Here is a 20,763-nt window from a genome sequence, read left to right on the forward strand (position 1 = left end):
GCTCCACCAGCGGTGCGACCAGGCGCTGTCGTGCCTGAACGTCTCGATCCGGGGCATCGATGACGGTGGTGCGGCCCAACCCGACCGCGATCCGTGGTCACCACGGATGCGGACGAGCCGAGTCGGAGCGGTCTGTGGTGGGAGGACGATCCGGTACTGCGCGCTCGGTTCCGGCGCTGACCGGAGTCGAGCGCTCAGATCTTGCGGATCACCGTGACGACCTTGCCCAGAATCTGGGCGTCGTTACCGTCGATGGGTTCGAACAGCGGATTGTGGGGCATCAGCCAGACCTGGTCGCCGGTGCGCTTGAACGTCTTGACCGTGGCCTCGCCCTCGATCATGGCGGCCACGATATCGCCGTTGTCGGCGACGTTCTGCTGGCGTACCACCACGAAGTCGCCGTCGCAGATGGCCGCATCGACCATCGATTCGCCGACGACCTTCAACAGGAACAGTGCCCCCTCACCGACCAGTTCGCGCGGCAGCGGGAACACATCCTCGACGGCTTGTTCGGCGAGAATCGGACCACCGGCCGCGATCCGGCCCAGCACCGGGACGTAGGTCGGGATCGGTGTGGCCTCACCCGACTCGGCGGCCACGGCCTGTGGGCCCGATACCGCACCCGTTGCCCGGATCGCTGTCTCGTCGAGACCGCGCACGTCGACCGCGCGTGGCCGGTTGGGGTCGCGGCGCAGGTAGCCCTTGCGCTCGAGAGCGCGCAGCTGGTGGGCCACCGACGAGGTGGACGTCAGTCCGACCGCATCGCCGATCTCGCGAATGCTGGGGGGATAACCGCGTTCGTTCACCGAGGTCCGGATGACCTCGAGCACCCTGCGCTGGCGGACGGTGAGATCCGCGCCGGTGCCGGGGGATTCGGTGTCACCGGCGGATGCCGCGGCACCACCGGGGGAGACCGAGCCGCGCGCGGCTGCCTCCTCGTGTCCGACCACCGTACGTTCGCTCACGCTCGCCGTCCTCCGTTCGTGGATGTCTGTCGGTTTGTGCCGGCACTGCCGGATCGCGTGGGTTCGAATGTAGTCCGCCCGCGCTCAGGTTTCAAACATCTGTTCGACGAATGTCGGCGTGGCTGATGACTTTGCCGCCTCGTCGTGGTAGAAAATCGAACATCAGTTCGTCGAACAGATGATCGAATACGCCACAGCTCCCAACGGTGATCCACTCCGCACATTTCCCTGGAGGTCGTCAGATGCGTACCGCGGTCGAGGAATTCAGCACGATCGACATCCGGTTCGGCTCGCTCGATGAGCGTCCGGTCCGCATGGCCCGCCCGGCGCGTGGCGATGTGGACCGGGCCGACTCCCGCCGCCCTCGCGGCGTGCGCCCGTCGGGCGTCGCCGGGTACGACCGGGTCTCGGTGACGCGGCTGCCACGCGGCCCGCATCCGGTTCAGCGGGTGCAGCGAGCCCGGGCGAACCTGGCGACCCTGGCCGCGACCGCGCTGTTCACCGCCGCCGCGGTATGCGCCCTGATCGGGATCGCGCACGTTCGGAGTGTGCCGCCGGCCGCGGCCACGCAGACGGTTCAGGTGCGGCCGGGGGAGTCGTTGTCCGAGGTGGCGCAACGGGTGGCGCCGGCGGATCCGGTGCGCGACACCGTCGCTCGCATTGTCGAGTTGAACGGTCTGCGTGGCGCCGCAGTGGCCGGCGGGCGCACGCTGCTGGTGCCCGCCGCGCGATAGGCGCTCGCGTCCGGAGTCCGGTGCCGCATCGATCCGACCGGCCGGAATTTTCGAGTGGCGCCCGGAACATATTGCTACTGTGCTCGAGATGTGATCGGGGCTACATTCGCCGACAACGGATTTCGAGGACCAGCCAGCATGGTGCACACCCCTTTTCCGCCGCGGGCGCGTTGGCTCACACGCGTGGCCGGTCTGTTCGTCTGTCTGGCGCTCGCATTCGTCTGGATGCCCGTGGTGCGGGCAGAGGCGGTGTACACGACCTACCTCGACCTCCCCGTCGTCAATGGTGACGGCGCCGCCGCCGGCGGATTGAATCCCGAACTCCCGTCCGATGTTTCGACGCTGCGCGCCGCGATCGACGGCGCCCGCGCCGACGGGGTCGCACCGCGTCACTATTCCGCTCTGCTGCATCAGTACTGGCTCGTCGTCGCGACCGGCAATGCCGATATCGACCTCGCGGCGTGGGATCCGAACCTGGGAGTGGCGGCGAATTCCCGCACCTTCACCCAGGTCTATGTCAACTATCTGCGGCTGACCAACGCACACCCCGAATTCCAGTGGACCGGCCTGGCGGGGCTGGCCGGAGGCTCCTTCGCGTCGGGGTTCTTCGATATGAGCGATGTGACAACGATTCTCAGCGTGCCGGGCATCCATCAGCTCGGTGCCGCGGTGGCGGACCTCCTGCGGATCACGCCGCCGCAACTGGTCGACCTCCTCCCCGGTGACATCCGCCTGCTCGCCGCCGAGGGATCACGTCTGACCTCCGATGACCTGTCCTGGTTCCGGGCTCGGCTGATGATCATGCAGAAGCACATATTTCTCGATCAGGTCCCGATGCACGAGGCATACGCCGCCGAGGGGCTGCCCGCGATCGAGGAGATGTACGCCGCCGGTGTGCTCGACCGGAACGCCGTGCAGGCCTGGCGGTCGCTGGATTCGGGCACGGCCGCCGGTGCCGACGATGCGCTGATGCGGATGACCGACCGCGAGCAGAACCAGATCATCGCCGATCAGTGGGATGCCACCTCCGAGGGGCGCGGTGCGATGGGCCGGGTGCTGACCTATGTCAGCACCGTGGCCGCCAAACCCGCGGTACCCGGCGTACGGGCGCCCGGGGTTTTCGCTCCGACCACGGTCTCGGCCGTGATGGACGGGCACACGGTGTCGCTGCGCACTCCGCTGCCCAGCTTCAACTGGGCCGATCGAGATCAGCGGTGGACCTACATCACCGGCGATCTGGTGCCGTGTTATTCACGCCTGCAAGCGAATCCGGGTTTCGCGCACCGGGTGTTGTCGGTGCCTTTCGCCGAGGATCTCGCCGCCGGGAGATTGCTGACCCGCCTGCCGGATCTGCTCGCCGACATGACCAGCCAGTGGCAACTGACGGCCTGAGCGGGGCAGGGGCCGGGTCCGCGTGGGCCAGGGGGATCAGCGTGCGGGTATCCTGGAAAAGCTCAGGACATACGTGCTGAGTCCGCACCTGCCGACCGCCCGGTCGGACGTGGCGGCTCGGTATGTACCGACGCAGGCATCGACAAAGGATCCCGGATGCATTGCCCGTACTGTCGGCACCCGGATTCGCGGGTGGTCGACTCACGTGAGGCCGAGGAAGGTAGCGCGATCAGGCGCCGTCGCGCGTGTCCGCAATGCGGGCGCCGCTTCACCACCGTCGAGACCGCGATCTTGTCGGTGGTCAAGCGTAGTGGTGTCACCGAGCCGTTCAGCCGGGAGAAGGTCATCCGCGGTGTGCGCCGCGCCTGCCAGGGGCGTGAGGTCGACGACGACGCATTGAACCTGCTGGCCCAGCAGGTCGAGGACGCGGTGCGAGCCAAGGGGGCGCCCGAGGTCGCGAGTCACGAGGTCGGTCTGGCGATTCTCGGACCGCTACGCGATCTCGACGAGGTCGCCTATCTGCGGTTCGCCTCGGTGTATCGGTCCTTCAGCTCCGCCGACGACTTCGAACGCGAGATCGCCGATCTGCGCCGGCATCGCACCGAGCGCTCGGTGGCCGCCGGCGCGGACTGATCAGCGCGATCGGGCCGGTGCGGCGCCGATTCCGTCCATCGCCTTGATGATTCGCTTGGCCGAGACCGGCTGGGGTGTGCCCAGCTGCTGTGCGAACAGGCTCACCCGCAATTCCTCGATCATCCACCAGATCTCGGTGACGTCGGCGGCACCGCGACGTGCTTCGGGAAGCCGCCCGAGCAATCGTGCATAGACCGCGTGCACGCGGTCCAACTCGGCCGAGCCGTGGCGATCACGGTCGGCCGAGGCCGGCAGTGCGCGCAGCCTCGCCTCGGCCGCACGCAGATATCGTGGAATCTCCCGGAGCCGGGTGCTGCCGAATTCACCGATGAAGCCGTCGAAGACCAGATCGTCGAGCTGGCCGCGCACATCGTCGGCGATCTCGCGATCGGTGGTCTCCGACAGGGCTGCGCGCACCTGATGTGCGGCCGCCAGAATCGGCACGACCAGAGCCAATACCCGGGCGACGGTCGTCGCGAATTGCGGCCGGACCTTCTCGACGAGCCGAGTGAACTCCTCGGGACTCCGCACGGGTCCGCCGTGGACGGCGATCAGCTCATCGGCCGCGCAGGCGCGGCAGTCCTCGATCAACCGCTCCAGTGATCCGTACGGATTCTGGCTCAGCGCCAGACGGTCGGAGGCCGAGAGCCCCGCGGTCGCGGCCCGCTGGGCGGTCGGTAGTTCGCGCAGCAGCAATGTGCGGGTTCCGGTTCGCATCGCCGCGTGTTGTGCGGCCGGTGAGGACAGCACGCGCACCGCGACGCCGTCGCCCTCGCTGACCAGTGCGGGGTAACCGGTGATCGTCTGCCCGCCCACCTCGCGCCGGATGGTCTGGGGCACCGTGCCCAGTGTCTGTGCGGTCCAGCTCGTGGCGGGCGCGCGCTCGGCCGCGCTGGTCGCCTTCGCGACGGATTGGGAAATCTGCTGCGACAGTTGATTTTTCAGGGTGGCGAGATTCTTTCCGCGGGCGAGGACGGCGCCGTCGGGGCCCTCGGCGGCGAAGGTCATCCGCAAGTGTTCGGGCAATGCGCCGGGATCGAGATCGGCGGGCGCGATCGGCGCCCCGGCCAGCGTCGTCAGTTCCCGTGCCAGGCCGGTGCGCAGGGGTTCGGCCCGCGCGGTGAGCCGGGCCAGCGCCGCCCGGGCGAAATCAGGAGCGGGAACCACACTGCGCCGCAGCTGCTTCGGCAGTGTCTTGATCAGCGCGGCGGCGAGTTCCTCGCGCATACCCGGGACCAGCCAGTCGAAGCCGACCGCCCGCACGTGGGCGAGCTGGGCCACCGGAATGTGTACGGTCACCCCGTCGTCGGCCTGCCCCGGTTCGAATTGATAGGTGAGGGGGAAACTCAATTCGCCCTGCCGCCAGCTGTCGGGGTAGGCAGCCGGATCCAATGCGGCGGCCCCGGCGTTGACCACGGTGGCGGTCGAGAAGTCGAGTAGGTCGGGGTCATCTGATTCGGCCTTGCGCCACCAGCTGTCGAAATGCCGTACCGATACGACATCGGCGGGAACGCGGGTGTCGTAGAAGTCGAACAGCACCTGATCGTCGACCAGGATGTCGCGCCGGCGTGCCCGATGTTCCAGATCCGCCACATCCTCAAGCAGATCGCGGTTGCGCTGGAAGAAGCGGTGCCGGGTCTGCCATTCCCCCTGGACGAGAGCGTGGCGGATGAACAGTTCGCGAGACAGTTGCGGGTCGATGCGCCCGAAGTCGACGCGCCGCTGGGTGACCAGCGGAATGCCGTAGAGAGTCACCCGCTCGTAGGCCATCGCTGCTCCGCGCCGCGAGGACCAGTGTGGTTCGGAGTAGCTGCGTTTGGCCAGTTCACCGGCGAGTTGTTCGGCCCACTCGGGTTCGACCCGTGCCGCCATCCGCCCCCAGAGCCGAGAGGTCTCGACCAGCTCCGCCGCCATCACCCAGCGCGGTGGCTTCTTCGCCAGCCCCGAACCGGGGAAGATCATGAACTTGGCCCCGCGCGCGCCGAGGAATTCACGCGATTCGGCCTCGCGGACCCCGATATGCGACAGCATCCCGGCCAACAGTGCGCGATGGACGGCGTCACCGTTCGGTATGCCCCGGCCGTCCCCGTCCGCCGACATCGTCGGCGAATCATCCTGCGTCGCAGCCGAATCACTCGCCGACCAGCCCAGCCCGCGGGTGATGGTCCGCAGTTGTCCCTGCAGATCCTGCCATTCCCGGATTCGCAGATAATGCAGGAACTCGTCACGGCACATCCGGCGGAACTGATTGGAGGACAGCGCCTTCCGCTGTCCGCGCAGGTAATCCCAGAGCCGGAGATAGGCGAGGAAGTCCGAGCCGTCCACGGCGAACCTGGCGTGCTTCGTATCGGCGGCCTGCTGGAATTCGGCCGGTCTTTCGCGGACATCCTGGATCGACAGTGCCGCCACGATCACCAGTACCTCGGCCAGACAGCCGCCCGCCTCGGCGGCGACGAGCATCCGCGCCATCCGCGGATCGACCGGCAACTGGGCCATCTGCCGTCCGACCGGGGTCAATGCCAGATCGTCACCGCCTTCCGGTGCGTGCACCCGCCCGTCGGTGGCGGCGGGCGCATCGCGTCGCCGGCCACCGCGTCGCCGGCGGTTCCCGCGTGCGGGGGACTCCTCGGGCGCGATATTGCGCCCGAGCGCGCCCAGTTCGAGCAACAATGCGATGCCGTCGCGAATCGCGCGCCGGTCCGGTGGTTCCACGAAGGGAAAGCTTTCGATGTCACCGAGGCCGAGCGCGGTCATCTGCAGGATGACCGCGGCGAGATTGGTGCGCAGGATCTCCGGTTCGGTGAAGGCCGGGCGATTGTCGAAATCGTCCTCGGAATAGAGCCGGACGCAGATGCCGTCGGCGACGCGGCCGCAGCGCCCGGATCGCTGGCGCGCGGATGCCTGGGAGATCGGCTCGATCGGCAGCCGCTGCACCTTGGTCCGCATCGAATAGCGTGAGATGCGAGCGGTTCCGGGATCCACGACATAGCGAATGCCCGGCACCGTCAGTGAGGTTTCGGCGACATTGGTGGCCAGGACGACGCGACGGCCGGTGTGTGACTGGAACACCCGGTGCTGTTCGGCCGCCGACAGTCGCGCGTACAGCGGCACGATCTCGGTGCGTGGCAGTCGCAGATCCGCCAGCGCATCGGCGGTATCGCGGATCTCGCGTTCACCGGAGAGGAACACCAGTACGTCACCGTCGCCCTCGGCGAGCAATTCGCGTACCGCGTCGCCGATGGCATCGGTCTGATCGCGGGCCTCCTCGGCGGCGGATCGCCGCTGCGCGCCGCCGCGCCCGGGGGATCGGCTCTCGCGCGGGGTGTCACCGTCGTCGAGTTCGTCGTCGTCGCGGGTGGCCGACATCTCCGGAGCCAGCGGCCGATACCGGATCTCCACGGGGTAGGACCGGCCCGAGACCTCCACGATCGGCGCGGGCTCACCGGTGGCCGGATCGGTGAAATGCCGGGCGAACAATTCCGGATCGATGGTCGCGGAGGTGATGATCACCTTCAGATCGGGGCGCTTCGGCAGCAGCGCCCGCAGATAACCGAGCAGGAAGTCGATATTGAGGCTGCGTTCGTGTGCCTCGTCGATGATGATCGTGTCGTAACGGCGCAGCAGGCGGTCGCGCTGGATCTCGGCCAGCAGGATGCCGTCGGTCATCAGCTTGACCAGGGTCCGGTCCGAGGCCTGATCGGTGAATCGCACCGTGTAGCCGACGACGTCGCCGAGTTCGGTATCGAGCTCGCTGGCAATGCGTTCGGCGACGGTGCGCGCGGCCAGCCGCCGCGGCTGGGTGTGGCCGATGGTGCCGCGGATGCCGCGCCCGAGTTCCAGGCAGATCTTGGGGATCTGGGTGGTCTTACCGGATCCGGTCTCGCCGGCGATGACCACGACCTGATGGGCGGCGATCGCGGCGGCGATATCGTCGCGGTGGGCCGATACCGGAAGCTGCTCGGGATAACGGATCGCCGGAACCGCGGCGCGGCGGGCCTGGACCCGGCCGTTCGCCTGGTCGATCTCCTGGTCCAGTCGCTCGAAATCCGCGTCCGACCGCATCTTGTCGAGCCGCCGGCGGAGCCGGTGTTCGTCACGGATGGTGAGATCGGTCAGGCGAGCACGGAGTTCACGGGTGCGGGCGGCAGTCGAGGTCATTGCATCGACCAGGGTAGCGAAACGGCCCGACCAGGCCGGTTCCGGCGCCGAAGCAGAACCGGACCATATGGATAACCAAAATGTTGCTATTGCGGTGAGCTTGGTCCCGATTCGGGGGGCGGTATGTCACCATCGGGCCATGACTGCAGGTTCGGGAAGGCCGATGTGGGTCCGCGCACTTCAGGTGTTGTCGGTGCTGCTGGGTATCGCCGCTGTGGTTCGTGAGTGGGTACGGGCGATGGTGGTGCCGGTGGCCAACGCGTTGCGGTTGCGGCCGCCACGGACCGGATCCGGTGACAGGCGTACCGTGGCGGCCGGCTCGGCCCGATGATCGCCCGCGCGCGGACGCCGATGCTGATCCGCGCCCTGCGCGTCACCTTCGCCGCGCTGGGAATCGTTGCCCTGCTGTGGATCCCGCTGCGTACCGGTACCGACGCCGGATTCTCCCTCGGCAACTATCTCGGCTACTTCACCATCGAATCGAACATCCTCGGTGTCGTGGTTCTGCTGATCGGCGGTGTCCTGGATCCGCGCTCCGCACGCTGGCAGGTGGTGCGCGGTGCGGCGACGCTGTATCTGCTGATCACCGGCGTGGTGTACGCGGTGCTGCTGTCGGGCATCGACGTGATGCTCACCGACCGGTGGGTCAACCACACCCTGCACCGGGTGCTGCCGATCGTGCTGGTCGCCGACTGGATCCTCGTCCCGGCGGGGCTGCGGATCAGTGCCGCGCTGATCGGCGGGTGGTTGTCCGCTCCGATCGTCTACTGCGGGTACAGCCTGTTCCGCGGGCACGCCGTGAACTGGTATCCGTATCCGTTCCTGGATCCGCGGAGTCAGGGATATCCGTCGCTGCTGATCGGCGTGATGATCCTGGCGGTGGTGATCGGGTTGATGGCGATCGCCGTGGCGTGGCTGGGATCGTTGCGTGGGCACCGGGATGCGGTGGTCCCGGCCTGAACGTCGTCCGGAAACTGAGGTTGCCCACCGATTGCGAGAACTTCGCGGGCTGAGCCGATGAGTAATGGCACGGGTAGTCTGGCGACGCGGCGGACAGGTGGTCGCCGCCAGGTACGACCGAGGAGGAAGTCGGCGATGGGCGCGTTGTGGCACGGATTCGCGGATATGGGCGCAGTCGAACGAGAGGGCGCCTTCGTGGTGGCTCGCGGTGAGGGCGCCTACATCTGGGACGAGGCCGGGCGACGCTACATCGACGCCACTGCCGGTCTGTGGTTCACCAATGTCGGCCACGGCCGCCGCGAGATCGCCGACGCGGTCGCGGAGCAGCTGTCGACCCTCGCGCACTATTCGAATTTCGGTGACCTGACCGCCCCGGTGACCCAGCGGCTGGCGCAACGGCTCTCGGAGCTGGCCCCGGTGCCCGGGAGCAAGGTCATGTTCACCTCGGGTGGTTCGGATTCGGTCGACACCGCCGCCAAACTCGCTCGGCGCTACTGGCGCGAGCTGGGCCGCCCGGACAAGACGCTGCTGGTGGGCCGCCGGCTGGCCTATCACGGTATGCACGTCGCCGGGACGGCACTGGCCGGTATCGCGGTCAACCACGAGGGCTACGGCGAACTGATGGCCGATACCCGCACGGTGGAATGGGATGCGGCGGAGTCGTTGCGCGCTCTCATCGACGAGGTGGGCGCCGAGCGCATCGCCGCGTTCTTCTGTGAGCCGATCATCGGCGCCGGCGGGGTGTACCTGCCGCCGGAGGGCTATCTCGAGCAGGTCCGCAGGCTGTGCCGCGACAATGACATCCTCTTCGTCGCCGACGAGGTCGTGACCGGTTTCGGCCGGATCGGCGGATCCTGGTTCGCCTCCACGAGATTCGGTCTCGAACCCGATCTGATGACCACCGCCAAGGGACTGACCTCGGGCTATCTGCCGATGGGCGCGGTGTTCGTGGCCCCGCGGGTGGCCGAGCCGTTCTTCTCCGGCGGGGTGTGGTTCCGGCACGGTTACACCTACGGGGGTCATGCCGGTTCGGCCGCGGCCGCCATGGCCAATCTGGACATCGTCGAACGCGAGAATCTGCTCGACGCCAGCAAGAACGTCGAATCACTGCTACACGAGCATCTCGCACCATTGGCCGATCATCCGCGGGTGGCCGAGGTGCGCAGCGGTCTGGGCGCGGTCGCCGCGATTCAGCTCGCCGAACCGTCCGAGGGGCCCGCGATGGTGAAAGCGATGCGCGCCCAGGGGGTCTCGGGACGCGCGGCAGGCCAGGGTGCACTACAGATCTCGCCGTCATTCGTGATCACCGGCGAGCAGGTCGCCGAACTCGCCGCGGCGATCGAACGCGCCCTGGGTTGAGCCGGACGGCGGTATCGACCGAGTCGCCGCCCATGACACCTGGAACCAGCCGCTGAGGCCGGTCCGTCACCTGCCCCTCCGGTGCCCGAGCCCCGCCGGAGGGGCAGCGCATTCCTTCGCCGGATGCGAGCATGGTGAGACGGACGCGTCGCGGCGGAAGGTGGTCGGGTGTGGGCTCTTTCATGATTCAGCACGAGGCGCTGCGGTGGGGTGTGGCCGCCGCCTTCGTGGTCGCCGCGGCGATCGTGGCGGTGCGCCACATCTCGGTGCCGGTGGCATCCGGTTCGTCCGGTGCTCTGCGTGCCGGGATGTGGTCGGCGGGGGAGGCCGACCACGAGGCCGATGCCGCCCACCTGATGATGTGTCTGGTCATGCTGGCGATGCTGCTGTTCCCCGCCACCGCGGCGCCCGATGCGATCCGTGGCGTACTCATCGCGATGATCGTCGTGTACGCGATCCTGCTGGTGGTTCGAATCGGTCGGTGGCGCAAGACATTCACCGCCGCGGACTTTCGCACGCCGACGTTGGGCTATCACCTGGTCGCCGCGGCGGCCATGCTGTGGGTGATGTCGGGGCATCGGCACGGCGCGAGTGACATGGCGAGGGCACCCGCCGTGCCCGTGGCGATCGCCGCCGCGCTGTTCGCACTCGACGCGCTGTTGCTGATCATTCCGCGTACGAGACATCTCCTGCGGCACAACATCTCGCATCTGCCGGGGGCTCCGGGGGCATTGGGCGCCGTGCCGCACGTGGTGATGGATCTGGGTACGGCGTACATGCTCGTCGCGAGCGTCGCGGGCTGAGGAGTACGGGATACCGCGGCGGGCGCCGCCGCTATACGAGCACCGGGTGATCGGCGACCACGCGCCCGCCCAGGCGAACCCACCCGTCGGAGTCCCACTCGGTGAACAGCTGCGAGCCCGACCCCTGGGTGATGATCAGGCTGCGGCGCAGCTGTGCGGTGAGCGCGATCGCGGCCGCACCGGTGGCCTGGTCCTCGGCGATTCCCATGGCGGGGGCGAACATTCGCGAGTGGATCGCACCGCGCGCCTCATTGGTCCAGGTCCAGATGTAGTGCTGACCCTCGGTGAAATGACGCGGGTCGACGGTGTCGAGCAACTTGCCGTCGGTGAACTGATCGAAGGTGAACTCGGGTGCCCACTCGGCACGGGCACGGAGCCATACCAGTCCGTCGTCGAGCATCTGTACCTCGACCGGTCCGGCCGCAACGTCGATGACCTTCACCGGATGTCCTTGATCGGCCAGCCACCAGCAAGTGCCCAGCAATGGGTGCCCGGCGAACGACAGCTCACGTGTGGGGGTGTAGATCCGCATTCGGGTACGTCCGGCCTCTGGGTCCCGCACGACGACCGTCTCGCTGTGGCCGACGCGCGCTGCCAGGGCCTGGTGGTCGGCATCGAGCACTGTTGACGCGCGGGCTATGCCGAGCGGGTTGCCGAATCGGCCCGCGACATCGGTGAACACCCGGACCACTTCGACCTGTGCGCCTGCGCTGCCGAATTCGCTCATGCTGATCCAGCGTACTCGCAGCTAGTGATCGAATCGGGACTTCGCGCCGATGGTGCGGTACTCGGCCGGCGCCGATACGACGATGCCCCGCCCGCGGGTGCGGAACGGGGCATCGGCACAGACGATCGAACTCAGACGGTGGTGGCCGCCAGCGTCTCACTGGCCTGCACGGCCTGCCCGACACCGGCGACGATCGCGGCCACACGCAGCGCCTCGAAGATCACCTCGCGCGACACACCGGCCTCACGCAGGGTGTGCTCGTGGGCCTCCAGGCAGTGCTGGCAGCCGTTGATCGACGACACCGCGAACGACCACAGCTCGAAGTCGGCCTTGTCGACGCCCGGATTACCGATGATCTGCATCCGCAGCCCGGCCCGGAGGTCGTCGTAGCGTCCCTCGAGAAATGCGCGGCCGCGGTAGAACACATTGTTCATACCCATCGCGGTCGCGGCGCCCAGCGCGGCGTTGTACGCCTGCTCGGACAGGGTGTCGGCGGCTTCCTCACCGATCTCGCGCAGCGTGGTGCCCGACCGGGTGGCGGCCGCCGCGGCGAGCAGGGTGCCCCACAGCTGCTGTTCGTTCAGCACGGTCGAGCGTGCGATGGACGACAGATTGAGCTTGAGGTCCTTGGCGTATTCGGGTAGCGAGTTCTTCAGGTTCTCCACGGACACTGCGTATTACTCCTCGGATCAGACGCTGGCGGCCAGCAGTTCACCGGCGTCGATGGTCGGGTCGCCCTTCTTCCAGTTGCACGCGCACAACTCGTCGGACTGCAGCGCGTCGAGAACGCGCAGCACCTCGTCGACGTTGCGGCCCACGGAACCGGCGGTGACGGAGACGAACTGGATCTCGTTGTTGGGGTCGACGATGAAGGTCGCGCGATCGGCGACACCGTCGGCGTTGAGCACGCCGGTGGCCTCGGCGAGCTCACGCTTGAGGTCGCTCAGCATGGGGAAGGGCAGGGTCTTGAGATCCTCGTGCTGGGCCCGCCACTGGAAGTGCACGAACTCGTTGTCGACCGAGGCGCCCAGCACCTGGGCGTCGCGGTCGGCGAACTCCTCGTTCAGCTTGCCGAAGGCGGCGATCTCGGTCGGGCAGACGAAGGTGAAGTCCTTCGGCCAGAAGAAGACGATGCGCCACTTGCCGGCGTGGTCGTCGCTCGAGATCTGGGTGAAGTAGTCGTCGGGCTGCTGAGCGTTCACCTTCGACAGGTCGCCGCCGATGACCGCGGTCAGGTTGTAGGCGGGGAACTGGTCGCCGATGGTCAGCAGAGCCATGGTGTCTCCTTGTGTCGTGTTGTGGGAGTCATGTCGCAGCGGGACATGGGGGTGACGGCGCCTCCTGGGTGCGGGGACGCCGTCGAAGCTTGCACAGTCGATCTTGCCGAAAAGCCGTTAAAAGGTAAAGGTGATCAGTTGCATTACACTGATAGGCGTGACTGATCAGACTTATCAGCCCACCCTGTCACAGCTGCGTGCGTTCGTGGCGATCGCCGAATATCGCCATTTCGGTACCGCCGCGGCCCATTTGAATGTGAGCCAACCCACGTTATCGCAGGCGTTGGCATCACTGGAAAACGGACTGGGCCTGCAACTGATAGAGCGCAGTACGCGCCGGGTGCTGGTGACTGCCGCGGGCAAACGGCTACTGCCGCAGGCGATGGCGACGCTCGAGGCCGCCGATCGCTTCGTGGCCACCGCGGCGGGTGACGGACTGGGCGGCACGGTGCGGATGGGCATCATCCCGACGGTGGCGCCCTACGTGCTGCCGACGTTGTTGCCGGAGTTGCGCCGCCGCCTGCCCGCCCTGGTCCCGCACGTGATCGAGGACCAGACGGCGCGCTTGCTCGACGGGTTGCGCACCGGTGTCCTCGACGTCGCGATGATGGCCCTGCCGGCCGATGCCTCCGGCATGATCGAAGTTCCGCTGTACGCAGAGGAATTCGTGCTGGTCACGCCGATCGGGCACGAACTGGCGGGCCGGTCCGACATCACCCCCGCGGTATTGGGTGAACTGCCGCTGCTGCTGCTCGACGAGGGGCACTGCCTGCGGGATCAGACCTTGGACCTGTGCCGTTCCCAGGATGTGCGGCCGGGACCGGTCGGCGACACTCGGGCGGCCTCGCTGACCACGGTGGTGCAGTGCGTCGGCGGCGGACTGGGGGTGACGCTCATCCCGGAGATGGCGGTTGCGGCCGAAACCTCGCGCGGCACATTGGATATCGCGCGATTCGTCACACCGGCGCCCGGCCGCACGATCGGCTTGGTCTTCCGGGGGTCGACCGCCCGGGTGGAGGACTACGAGCAACTGGCGGAAATCATTCGCACCCAGCGTCCGTTATGAGAAATTCCACCGGCGCTCGCCCCGATTGACCGGGCGGTGAGCGTCTGGAACGCTCGGCGCGTGCGGATTCATCACCTCAACTGCGGCACCATGGCCATGGGCATGGTGGACCACTGCCTGCTCATCGAGACCAGGACCGGGTTGGTACTGGTGGACACCGGGTTCGGGCTCGACGCGGCGCGGGATCCGAGGCGGTTCGTCGGTCCCAGCCGGACGTTGCTGGGTATCCGGCCGGCCGAACACGAGACCGCGATCCGCCAGATCCAGGCCCTCGGCTACGACCCGGCCGATGTGCGAAACATCATCCTGACCCATCTCGACTTCGACCACGCCGCCGGTCTGGCCGATTTCCCGGAGGCGACCGTGCACGTGTACGGACCGGAGTTCCGGGCCGCGACCGCCGGGCGCACCTTGGCGGAGCGGGTCCGGTATCGCGCCTCTCAGTGGGCGCACGGCCCGCGCTGGATGGTCAATGAACTCGACGGCACCGACGAATGGTTCGGTTTCCGTACGGTGCGGGATCTGCCGGGGATCCCGCCGGAGATCCTTGTCGTCCCGCTGCCGGGGCACACCCGCGGACACATCGGAGTGGCGGTGGACAGTGGAGCGGGCTGGCTGCTGCACGCCGGTGACGCGTTCTACGTCGCGAGTGAGATCGATCCGGTCGCACCGAAGACCCCGCTGTTCTGGTGGACCTTCGAACTCGGCACCGTCGTGCGCGACGCTTACCACGAGAACCGGCGGCGGCTGGTGGCGCTCAACCGCGGACATGGTGGCGAGATCACGATCGTCAACTCCCACGATCCGGATCTGTTCGCCCGGGTCACCGGGAATTCGGTCCGCTCGGTGGGCTAGCCGACTCTCGGCCACTTTCCGGCAACCGCCGACCCGGTATCTTCATTATTGTGATGGAGGTCACATTTGCCTGGTGTGAGTCGCCCTCCGCGCATTGGGCACAGTGGAGAGATGGGAAACGGGTCTGTGAGTGGAAACGGATGTGGTGATCGGATGACCGCACGGCGGCATGGTGCCGGCGTCGGACGGGCCGGGCGATGAGCGCCGCGAAGAAGCCCGCTCCCCAGCGCCGGGCTCGTCCGGACGATCCCGGGCCCGATCTGTTCGCCTACGGCACCTTGCAGTTCGGTCCCGTACTCGATGTGCTGCTCGGGCGCACTCCGGATATGGATGTCGCGGTCGCGCGCGACTGGCGGGTGGCGACACTGCCGCAACGGCTCTATCCCGGATTGGTGGCGCAGCCGGGCCGGATGGCGGGCGGCGTGGTGCTGCGCGGGCTGACCGTCGCGGATTGGCGGATCATCGAGGCGTTCGAGGATCCGGAATACGATCTGCGGCCCATCGAGCTGATCGGCGCGGAGCAACCCGTGCCGACGTTCGTCTGGTCGGCGGCGGTCACCGGCAACGACTGGCTGCCGGAGGTCTTCGTCTCCGATCACCTCGACCGATACGTCGACCGCGCCGCGCAGTGGCGACGGGAGCGCGCCTGAGCTGACAGGTCGACCGACAGCGAGGGCCGCCCGGGGAAGTCGATTCCCGGGCGGCCCTCGTGTATTCGATTGTGGTGCAACCAGATCGTCGTCGGCCGTTGCTCGCGATCAGGCGCGGGCGGCGATCTCCCGCAGCGCGTACGGCTCGATGGCGCCGCGGATCAGCGCACGCTCGTCGACGGTCCGGGCGCGATAGGGCAGCTGCCCCAGCTTCTCGCACATCACCGCGACCGGGTCGTCGATCCGCTCGGTGACGCCGAACAGGAATGTCCATTCGTGCTCGTCGCTTCCGTAGGGCACGACGGTGTCGAACAGATCGGTGAACCGCCGCCAGGAACGCTCGAGGGTTTCGTTGCGCCACATGGTCGGACAGCCGGCCTGGGCCGCCAGCACCCCGCCCTCGGCCAGCAGGGTCCGGCATCGAGTGAGGAATTCCTCCTCGTAGAGCCGGTTGTGCTGAGCGTCCTCGACGCGCTCGTCGGGCAGGTCGATCACGATCACGTCGTAGCGCACACCCGCGGATTCGGCCTCGGCGAGGAAATCCCAGCCGTCGGCGTAGTGCATACGGATCGCACCGTCACCGCGTACCGCGTCCTGCAGGTCGGCCGAGGTGTAGCCATAGGGCAGGTGTCGTGCGCACAGCTCCACCTCCATCCGGTCGATATCGACGTGGTCGACGCGCGTGGCGCCCGCCGCCACCGACATCTGGCTGGCCACACCCTCGCCCGAACCGATGATGAGCACATTGTCCAGCTTCGCGGCCAGGGCGTAGGCCGGGACCAGCATCGCCTCGTGGTAGGTGAGCTGGGAGAATTCCGTGGACTGCCGATCGTCGTCGGAGAACAGGGAAATGCCCTGCGCGGTGCGGGCGATCACCATGTGCTGGAACGGAGTTCGCGCATCCACGATGACGTCGGACAGGTCCCACACCCGGGTCAGTCCGGCACCGACGGGTTCGTGCACCCGGCGGGCGTTGTGCCCGCGCTGCACGACCTCGAGGTGCACCGATTCCGGATTCAGCGCCTGCTGCAGCAGCTCGACGGCCTTGGTGGCGCCGGAACCGATACTGCCGCACGTGAATACGTCGACGAAAATATCGCCGGATTCCGGATAGGTGTGGATCGAGGCGTGTGATTCCGACAGCAGCGCCAGCACCGTGACCCCGTGCGGTTCGAACTTCTTGCGCACCACTTCGCAGATCGTCACCCCCGCGGCGAGCAACGATTCACGAAGCGCTGTTTCGAGTCGTTCGAGATCGTCGCAGAGGGCTACGTCGACACCACCGAACTCGGCCAGCACGTGCCAGCCGGTGAATTCTGCCGTCATGGGCAAACTCACTCTCGCTCAGCGCCGATGACATGCACAGTCAAAGGCGGGAAACCATTGAAGGACACCGACGAATAGCTCGCCGTATAAGCGCCGGTATCGAGGATCCGAACGGGATCACCGGCTCGCAACGTGGTCGGCAGAAGGACTCGCGTGCGTTGATACAGTACATCGTCGCCGTCGCAGGTCGGACCCGCGATCACCGCCTCGTCGGAGAGGTCACCGTCTCGATCTGTCTCGATCCGGTAGGCGATGTACTCGTTCTCGGTCTCGGCCATACCGTTGTAACGGCCGATGTCGAGATACACCCAGCGCCGCCCGTCCGGCGCCATGCGCACGTTCACGACCTCGGCGTGGATCACACCGGCATTGCCCACCAGGGCCCGGCCGGGTTCCACCACGAGATCGACGTGCTCGGGGAGATGCCGCGTCGCGGCCTCGGCGATCACCGCGCCGAACTCCGACAGCTCCGGTGCCGGCTCGGCATACGAAATCGGCAGTCCGCCACCGATGTTCACCGACGTGATCGGAATGTCCTTGACCGCCAGCGCTTCCGTGATCGCGGCCGCCTGCTCGATTCCGATCTCCCAGGCCACCGGATCCAGCTGCTGGGATCCGACATGGAAGTAGGGCCCGGCGACGGTCAGGCCGAGATCGCGCGCACGCACCAGCAGCCGGACCGCCTCACCGGGGGCGCAGCCGAACTTGGTGCCGAACGGGGTCTGCGACTGCGGGACCGAGGCCAGGAATCGGCACTCGACCTCGGCATCCGGCGCGAGGGTGGCGATCCGGTCCAGATCGTCCTCGGTGTCGAAGGCGAACCGTCGTACCCCCGCGGCGTAGGCGGTGGCGATGTGGGCGGCCTTCTTGATCGGGTTGCCGTAGCAGAGCATCGCCGGATCGACACCGAGACCCACGCACATTTCCATCTCGCCGACACTGGCGACGTCGAATTCGGCGCCCAATTCGTCGAGCAGACCGATGATCTGCGGAAGCGGAGATGCCTTGACCGCGAACCTGATTCGTGCCGAGGGAAAGGCCGTGCGGAGAGCGAGGAAGTTGCCGCGCACCCGATCGAGATCGATGACGAGATAGGGCGACTCGGGCGCGTTTGTACCGATCAATCTAAGGGAACTCTCTTTCTTCTGGGCAGCCTCCCGCTGCAGGCAGCGAGCGAGACAGTATCAGCGCGGAGCCACGGGAAACGAACCGGAACGGGGTCGTCTTGATCACGCTGCGGTGAACCGGGATGCGCCGGAGTCGCGGACAGGATCAGTTTCGCGTGTCGACGCCAGGTTTTCGGCGCCGGATCGACGTGACGGCCGGATCGCGGCGGGTGCGCGCGCTCATCCCGCACGCACCGTCATCTCGTCGAAGACGACCTCACCGGCCGCATCGGATTCGGCCAGGTCGACCACGGCTTCGATGGCCCAGCCATGATCGCCCGCGGGATCGTCGAGGACCTGACGCACCCGCCAGTAGCTCGGGTCGGTTTCGACTCCGAACAATGCCGGGCCGCGCGCGTCCGGGCCGGTGCCGATGGTCGAGTACTCGGCGAAGTACGGGGCGAGATCGGTGGCCCAGTCCGGCCCGTCGCCCATATCGTCGAGCTCGTCCCAGCGCTGCCGGGAAGCCAGATCGACTCGGCGGAACATGCTGTTACGCACCATGATCCGGAACGCCCGCTCATTGGCGGTGATGGGGCGCACGGTGTCGGCACCGAAGGCGAGTTGCTCGTCGTCGGTTTCGGCGCCCGGATCGGTGAGCTGCTCCCACTCGTCGAGCAGACTCGAATCCACCTGCCGGACAAGCTCGCCGAGCCATTCGGTGATGTCCTCGAGCTCCTCGGTGCGGGCCGTCTCCGGCACCGTACGGCGCAGCGCCCGGTAGGCATCGGCCAGATAGCGCAGAATCAGTCCCTCCGAGCGTGCCAGCTCGTACTGCGACACCAGCTCGGCGAAAGTCAGCGAGCGCTCGATCATTTCGCGCACCACCGACTTCGGGGCGGGACTGAATTCCGAGACCCACGGATGGCCGGCGCGATAGGTCTCGAAAGCAGGGTCGATCAGCTCGGCCAGTGGACGTGGCCAGGTGATGTCCTCGATCAGCTCCATACGTTCGTCGTATTCGATTCCGTCGGCCTTCATTTCGGCGATCGCCGCACCGCGCGCCCGGTGCTGCTGAGCGAGCAGCAGCTGGCGCGGATCCTCCAGTGTGGACTCGATGATCGACACCACATCCAGTGTGTAGGTGGGCGCGGAGTTGTCAAGGAGCTCCAGTGCGGCCAGGGCGAACGGCGACAATGGCTGATCGAGCGCGAAGTCGCGTTGCAGGTCGACCGTGAGCCGGGCCCGGCGGCCGGTGGCGTCGGGCTCGTCGAGTTGCTGAACCACCCCGGCATCGCGCAATGCCCGATACAGCCGGATCGCCCGCAGGATGTGTTTGCGCTGAGCCGGGCGCGGTTCGTGATTGTCCTCGAGCAGATGCCGCATCGCGTCGAAACAGTTGCCCGGGCGCGAGATGACATTGAGCAGCATCGAATTCGTGACCCGGAACCGCGAGACCATGGGTTCGGGTTGTGCGGTGACGAGCCGGTCGAAGGTGTCCTCGGACCAGGACACGAAGCCCTCCGGCGGTTTACGCCGCTGCACCTTGCGCAACTTCTTCGGATCGTCACCGGCCTTGGCCACCAGGCGGGCGTTCTCGACCTCGTGTTCGGGTGCCTGCACCACCACCGTGCCGACCGTGTCGTATCCGGCGCGGCCCGCCCGTCCGGCGATCTGATGGAATTCGCGCGCCTTGAGCCGCCGCGTGCGGACCCCGTCGAACTTGGTGAGTCCGGTCAGCAGGACGGTGCGGATCGGGACGTTGATGCCGACGCCGAGTGTGTCGGTGCCGCACACGACCTTCAGTAGCCCCTCCTGGGCCAGGCGCTCGACCAGGCGCCGGTACTTCGGCAGCATGCCCGCGTGATGCACGCCGATTCCGTGCCGGATCAGCCGCGACAGCGTCTTGCCGAATCCGGTCGCGAAGCGGAAACCGCCCAGCGCCTGGGCAATCGCCTCCTTCTCGGCCTTGGATGAGAAATTCACGCTCGTCAGGGCCTGCGCGCGTTCCAGCGCCGCGGCCTGGGTGAAGTGCACGACGTACACCGGGGCCTGGCTGGTGGTCACGAGATCTTCCAGCGTCTCGGTGATGGGGGTCCGCACATACGAGAACATCAGCGGCACCGGACGTTCGGTACCGGTGACGACGGCTGTGGGATTACCGGTGCGCCGCTCGAGATCGCGCGCGAAATGGTCGACCTCGCCGAGAGTGGCCGACATCAGCAGGAACTGGGTCTTCGGAAGTTCGAGCAGCGGCACCTGCCAGGCCCAGCCGCGGTCGGGATCGGCGTAGTAATGGAATTCGTCCATCACCACCTGGCCGACCGGGGCCTCGGGGCCTTCGCGCAGTGCGAGATTCGCGAGGATCTCGGCGGTGGCGCAGATGATCGGCGCGGTCGGATTCACCGCGGCGTCACCGGTCACCATGCCGACCTTGTCCGCGCCGAAAACCTCGCACAGAGCGAAGAACTTCTCGCTGACCAGCGCCTTGATCGGTGCCGTGTAGTAGCTGCGCTCACCGCGGTTCAGCGCGGCGAAGTGCGCGCCGACCGCCACCATGGATTTACCGGAACCGGTGGGTGTGGCAAGGATGACGTTGGCGCCGGTCATCAGCTCGAGCAGCGCCTCTTCCTGCGCCGGGTACAGCGTCAGTCCCTGTGCGGTGGTCCATTCGGCGAATGTCTCGTACAGCCAGTCGGCATCCACATCGGGCACGGCACGGTCGGGAACCAGTTCGGACAGCTGCACGTGC

18 protein-coding genes are annotated in these 20,763 nt (G+C 67.3%); 10 read left to right on the plus strand and 8 right to left on the minus strand.

Annotated elements, in window-relative coordinates; all coding sequences use genetic code 11:
• Nucleotides 1-194: 194 nt before the first annotated feature.
• Nucleotides 195-965 carry a transcriptional repressor LexA gene (gene lexA, locus AB0L57_RS25745; RefSeq protein WP_364967089.1) on the minus strand — a complete coding sequence of 257 codons (771 nt, stop codon included), beginning with the start codon at nt 963-965 and terminating at the stop codon, nt 195-197.
• A 242-nt stretch (nt 966-1,207) separates the two neighbouring features.
• Here lexA and AB0L57_RS25750 point away from each other — a divergent pair, with 242 nt between their 5' ends.
• The 3 genes from AB0L57_RS25750 to nrdR all read left to right on the plus strand — a co-directional run bounded on the left by AB0L57_RS25750 (nt 1,208) and on the right by nrdR (nt 3,724).
• Nucleotides 1,208-1,699, plus strand: coding sequence for a LysM peptidoglycan-binding domain-containing protein (locus tag AB0L57_RS25750; RefSeq protein ID WP_364967091.1), 492 nt, complete (start codon nt 1,208-1,210; stop codon nt 1,697-1,699).
• 138 nt (nt 1,700-1,837) lie between these two features.
• Nucleotides 1,838-3,091 carry a hypothetical protein gene (locus AB0L57_RS25755; RefSeq protein WP_364967094.1) on the plus strand — a complete coding sequence of 418 codons (1,254 nt, stop codon included), beginning with the start codon at nt 1,838-1,840 and terminating at the stop codon, nt 3,089-3,091.
• Nucleotides 3,092-3,247: 156 nt separating this feature from the next.
• Complete coding sequence (nrdR, locus tag AB0L57_RS25760; RefSeq protein WP_364967097.1) at nt 3,248-3,724, plus strand: transcriptional regulator NrdR; 477 nt, start codon at nt 3,248-3,250, stop codon at nt 3,722-3,724.
• On the opposite strand, the gene hrpA is transcribed toward nrdR, so the two are convergent.
• Complete coding sequence (hrpA, locus tag AB0L57_RS25765; protein ID WP_364967099.1) at nt 3,725-7,882, minus strand: ATP-dependent RNA helicase HrpA; 4,158 nt, start codon at nt 7,880-7,882, stop codon at nt 3,725-3,727.
• Between the two features lie 139 nt (nt 7,883-8,021).
• Between hrpA and AB0L57_RS25770 the strand changes: the two genes are divergently transcribed.
• From AB0L57_RS25770 to AB0L57_RS25785, 4 genes are all read left to right on the plus strand, one after another.
• Nucleotides 8,022-8,213: a hypothetical protein gene (locus tag AB0L57_RS25770; RefSeq protein ID WP_364967101.1), complete on the plus strand. Its 192-nt coding sequence runs from the start codon at nt 8,022-8,024 to the stop codon at nt 8,211-8,213.
• Nucleotides 8,210-8,842 carry a Pr6Pr family membrane protein gene (locus AB0L57_RS25775; RefSeq protein ID WP_364967104.1) on the plus strand — a complete coding sequence of 211 codons (633 nt, stop codon included), beginning with the start codon at nt 8,210-8,212 and terminating at the stop codon, nt 8,840-8,842. Before AB0L57_RS25770 ends, AB0L57_RS25775 begins: the two co-directional genes overlap by 4 nt.
• 135 nt (nt 8,843-8,977) lie before the next feature.
• Complete coding sequence (locus tag AB0L57_RS25780; protein WP_364967106.1) at nt 8,978-10,201, plus strand: aminotransferase class III-fold pyridoxal phosphate-dependent enzyme; 1,224 nt, start codon at nt 8,978-8,980, stop codon at nt 10,199-10,201.
• A gap of 170 nt (nt 10,202-10,371) precedes the next feature.
• Complete coding sequence (locus AB0L57_RS25785) at nt 10,372-11,004, plus strand: DUF5134 domain-containing protein (RefSeq protein ID WP_364967109.1); 633 nt, start codon at nt 10,372-10,374, stop codon at nt 11,002-11,004.
• 31 nt (nt 11,005-11,035) lie between these two features.
• On the opposite strand, the gene AB0L57_RS25790 is transcribed toward AB0L57_RS25785, so the two are convergent.
• From AB0L57_RS25790 to AB0L57_RS25800, 3 genes are all read right to left on the minus strand, one after another.
• The gene (locus AB0L57_RS25790; protein ID WP_364967112.1) at nt 11,036-11,731 is read right to left on the minus strand and encodes a PhzF family phenazine biosynthesis protein; all 696 of its coding nucleotides are present in this window, start codon (nt 11,729-11,731) and stop codon (nt 11,036-11,038) included.
• Between the two features lie 131 nt (nt 11,732-11,862).
• Nucleotides 11,863-12,402 carry a carboxymuconolactone decarboxylase family protein gene (locus AB0L57_RS25795; protein WP_364967114.1) on the minus strand — a complete coding sequence of 180 codons (540 nt, stop codon included), beginning with the start codon at nt 12,400-12,402 and terminating at the stop codon, nt 11,863-11,865.
• Between the two features lie 18 nt (nt 12,403-12,420).
• Nucleotides 12,421-13,008, minus strand: coding sequence for a peroxiredoxin (locus AB0L57_RS25800; RefSeq protein WP_364967117.1), 588 nt, complete (start codon nt 13,006-13,008; stop codon nt 12,421-12,423).
• 157 nt (nt 13,009-13,165) lie between these two features.
• Between AB0L57_RS25800 and AB0L57_RS25805 the strand changes: the two genes are divergently transcribed.
• The 3 genes from AB0L57_RS25805 to AB0L57_RS25815 all read left to right on the plus strand — a co-directional run bounded on the left by AB0L57_RS25805 (nt 13,166) and on the right by AB0L57_RS25815 (nt 15,579).
• Nucleotides 13,166-14,074 (plus strand): hydrogen peroxide-inducible genes activator, encoded by a 909-nt coding sequence (locus AB0L57_RS25805; RefSeq protein ID WP_364967119.1) that lies wholly within the window; start codon nt 13,166-13,168, stop codon nt 14,072-14,074.
• Nucleotides 14,075-14,134: 60 nt separating this feature from the next.
• Nucleotides 14,135-14,929: an MBL fold metallo-hydrolase gene (locus AB0L57_RS25810; protein ID WP_364967122.1), complete on the plus strand. Its 795-nt coding sequence runs from the start codon at nt 14,135-14,137 to the stop codon at nt 14,927-14,929.
• A 197-nt stretch (nt 14,930-15,126) separates the two neighbouring features.
• On the plus strand, nt 15,127-15,579 hold the full coding sequence (locus AB0L57_RS25815) for a gamma-glutamylcyclotransferase family protein (protein WP_364967125.1): 453 nt from the start codon (nt 15,127-15,129) through the stop codon (nt 15,577-15,579).
• A gap of 108 nt (nt 15,580-15,687) precedes the next feature.
• Here AB0L57_RS25815 and speD read toward each other — a convergent pair whose 3' ends face one another.
• The 3 genes from speD to AB0L57_RS25830 form a co-directional block, all read right to left on the minus strand.
• Nucleotides 15,688-16,905, minus strand: a complete 1,218-nt coding sequence (gene speD / locus AB0L57_RS25820; protein ID WP_364967127.1) for an adenosylmethionine decarboxylase — start codon at nt 16,903-16,905, stop codon at nt 15,688-15,690.
• 8 nt (nt 16,906-16,913) lie between these two features.
• Entirely contained in the window at nt 16,914-18,029 is a 1,116-nt protein-coding gene (locus tag AB0L57_RS25825; RefSeq protein ID WP_364967130.1) for a type III PLP-dependent enzyme, read from the minus strand.
• A gap of 222 nt (nt 18,030-18,251) precedes the next feature.
• The gene (locus AB0L57_RS25830) at nt 18,252-20,759 is read right to left on the minus strand and encodes a DUF3516 domain-containing protein (protein ID WP_364967133.1); all 2,508 of its coding nucleotides are present in this window, start codon (nt 20,757-20,759) and stop codon (nt 18,252-18,254) included.
• Nucleotides 20,760-20,763 lie beyond the last annotated feature (4 nt).

This window comes from Nocardia sp. NPDC052254 (assembly GCF_040679495.1).
Lineage (GTDB): Bacteria > Actinomycetota > Actinomycetes > Mycobacteriales > Mycobacteriaceae > Nocardia.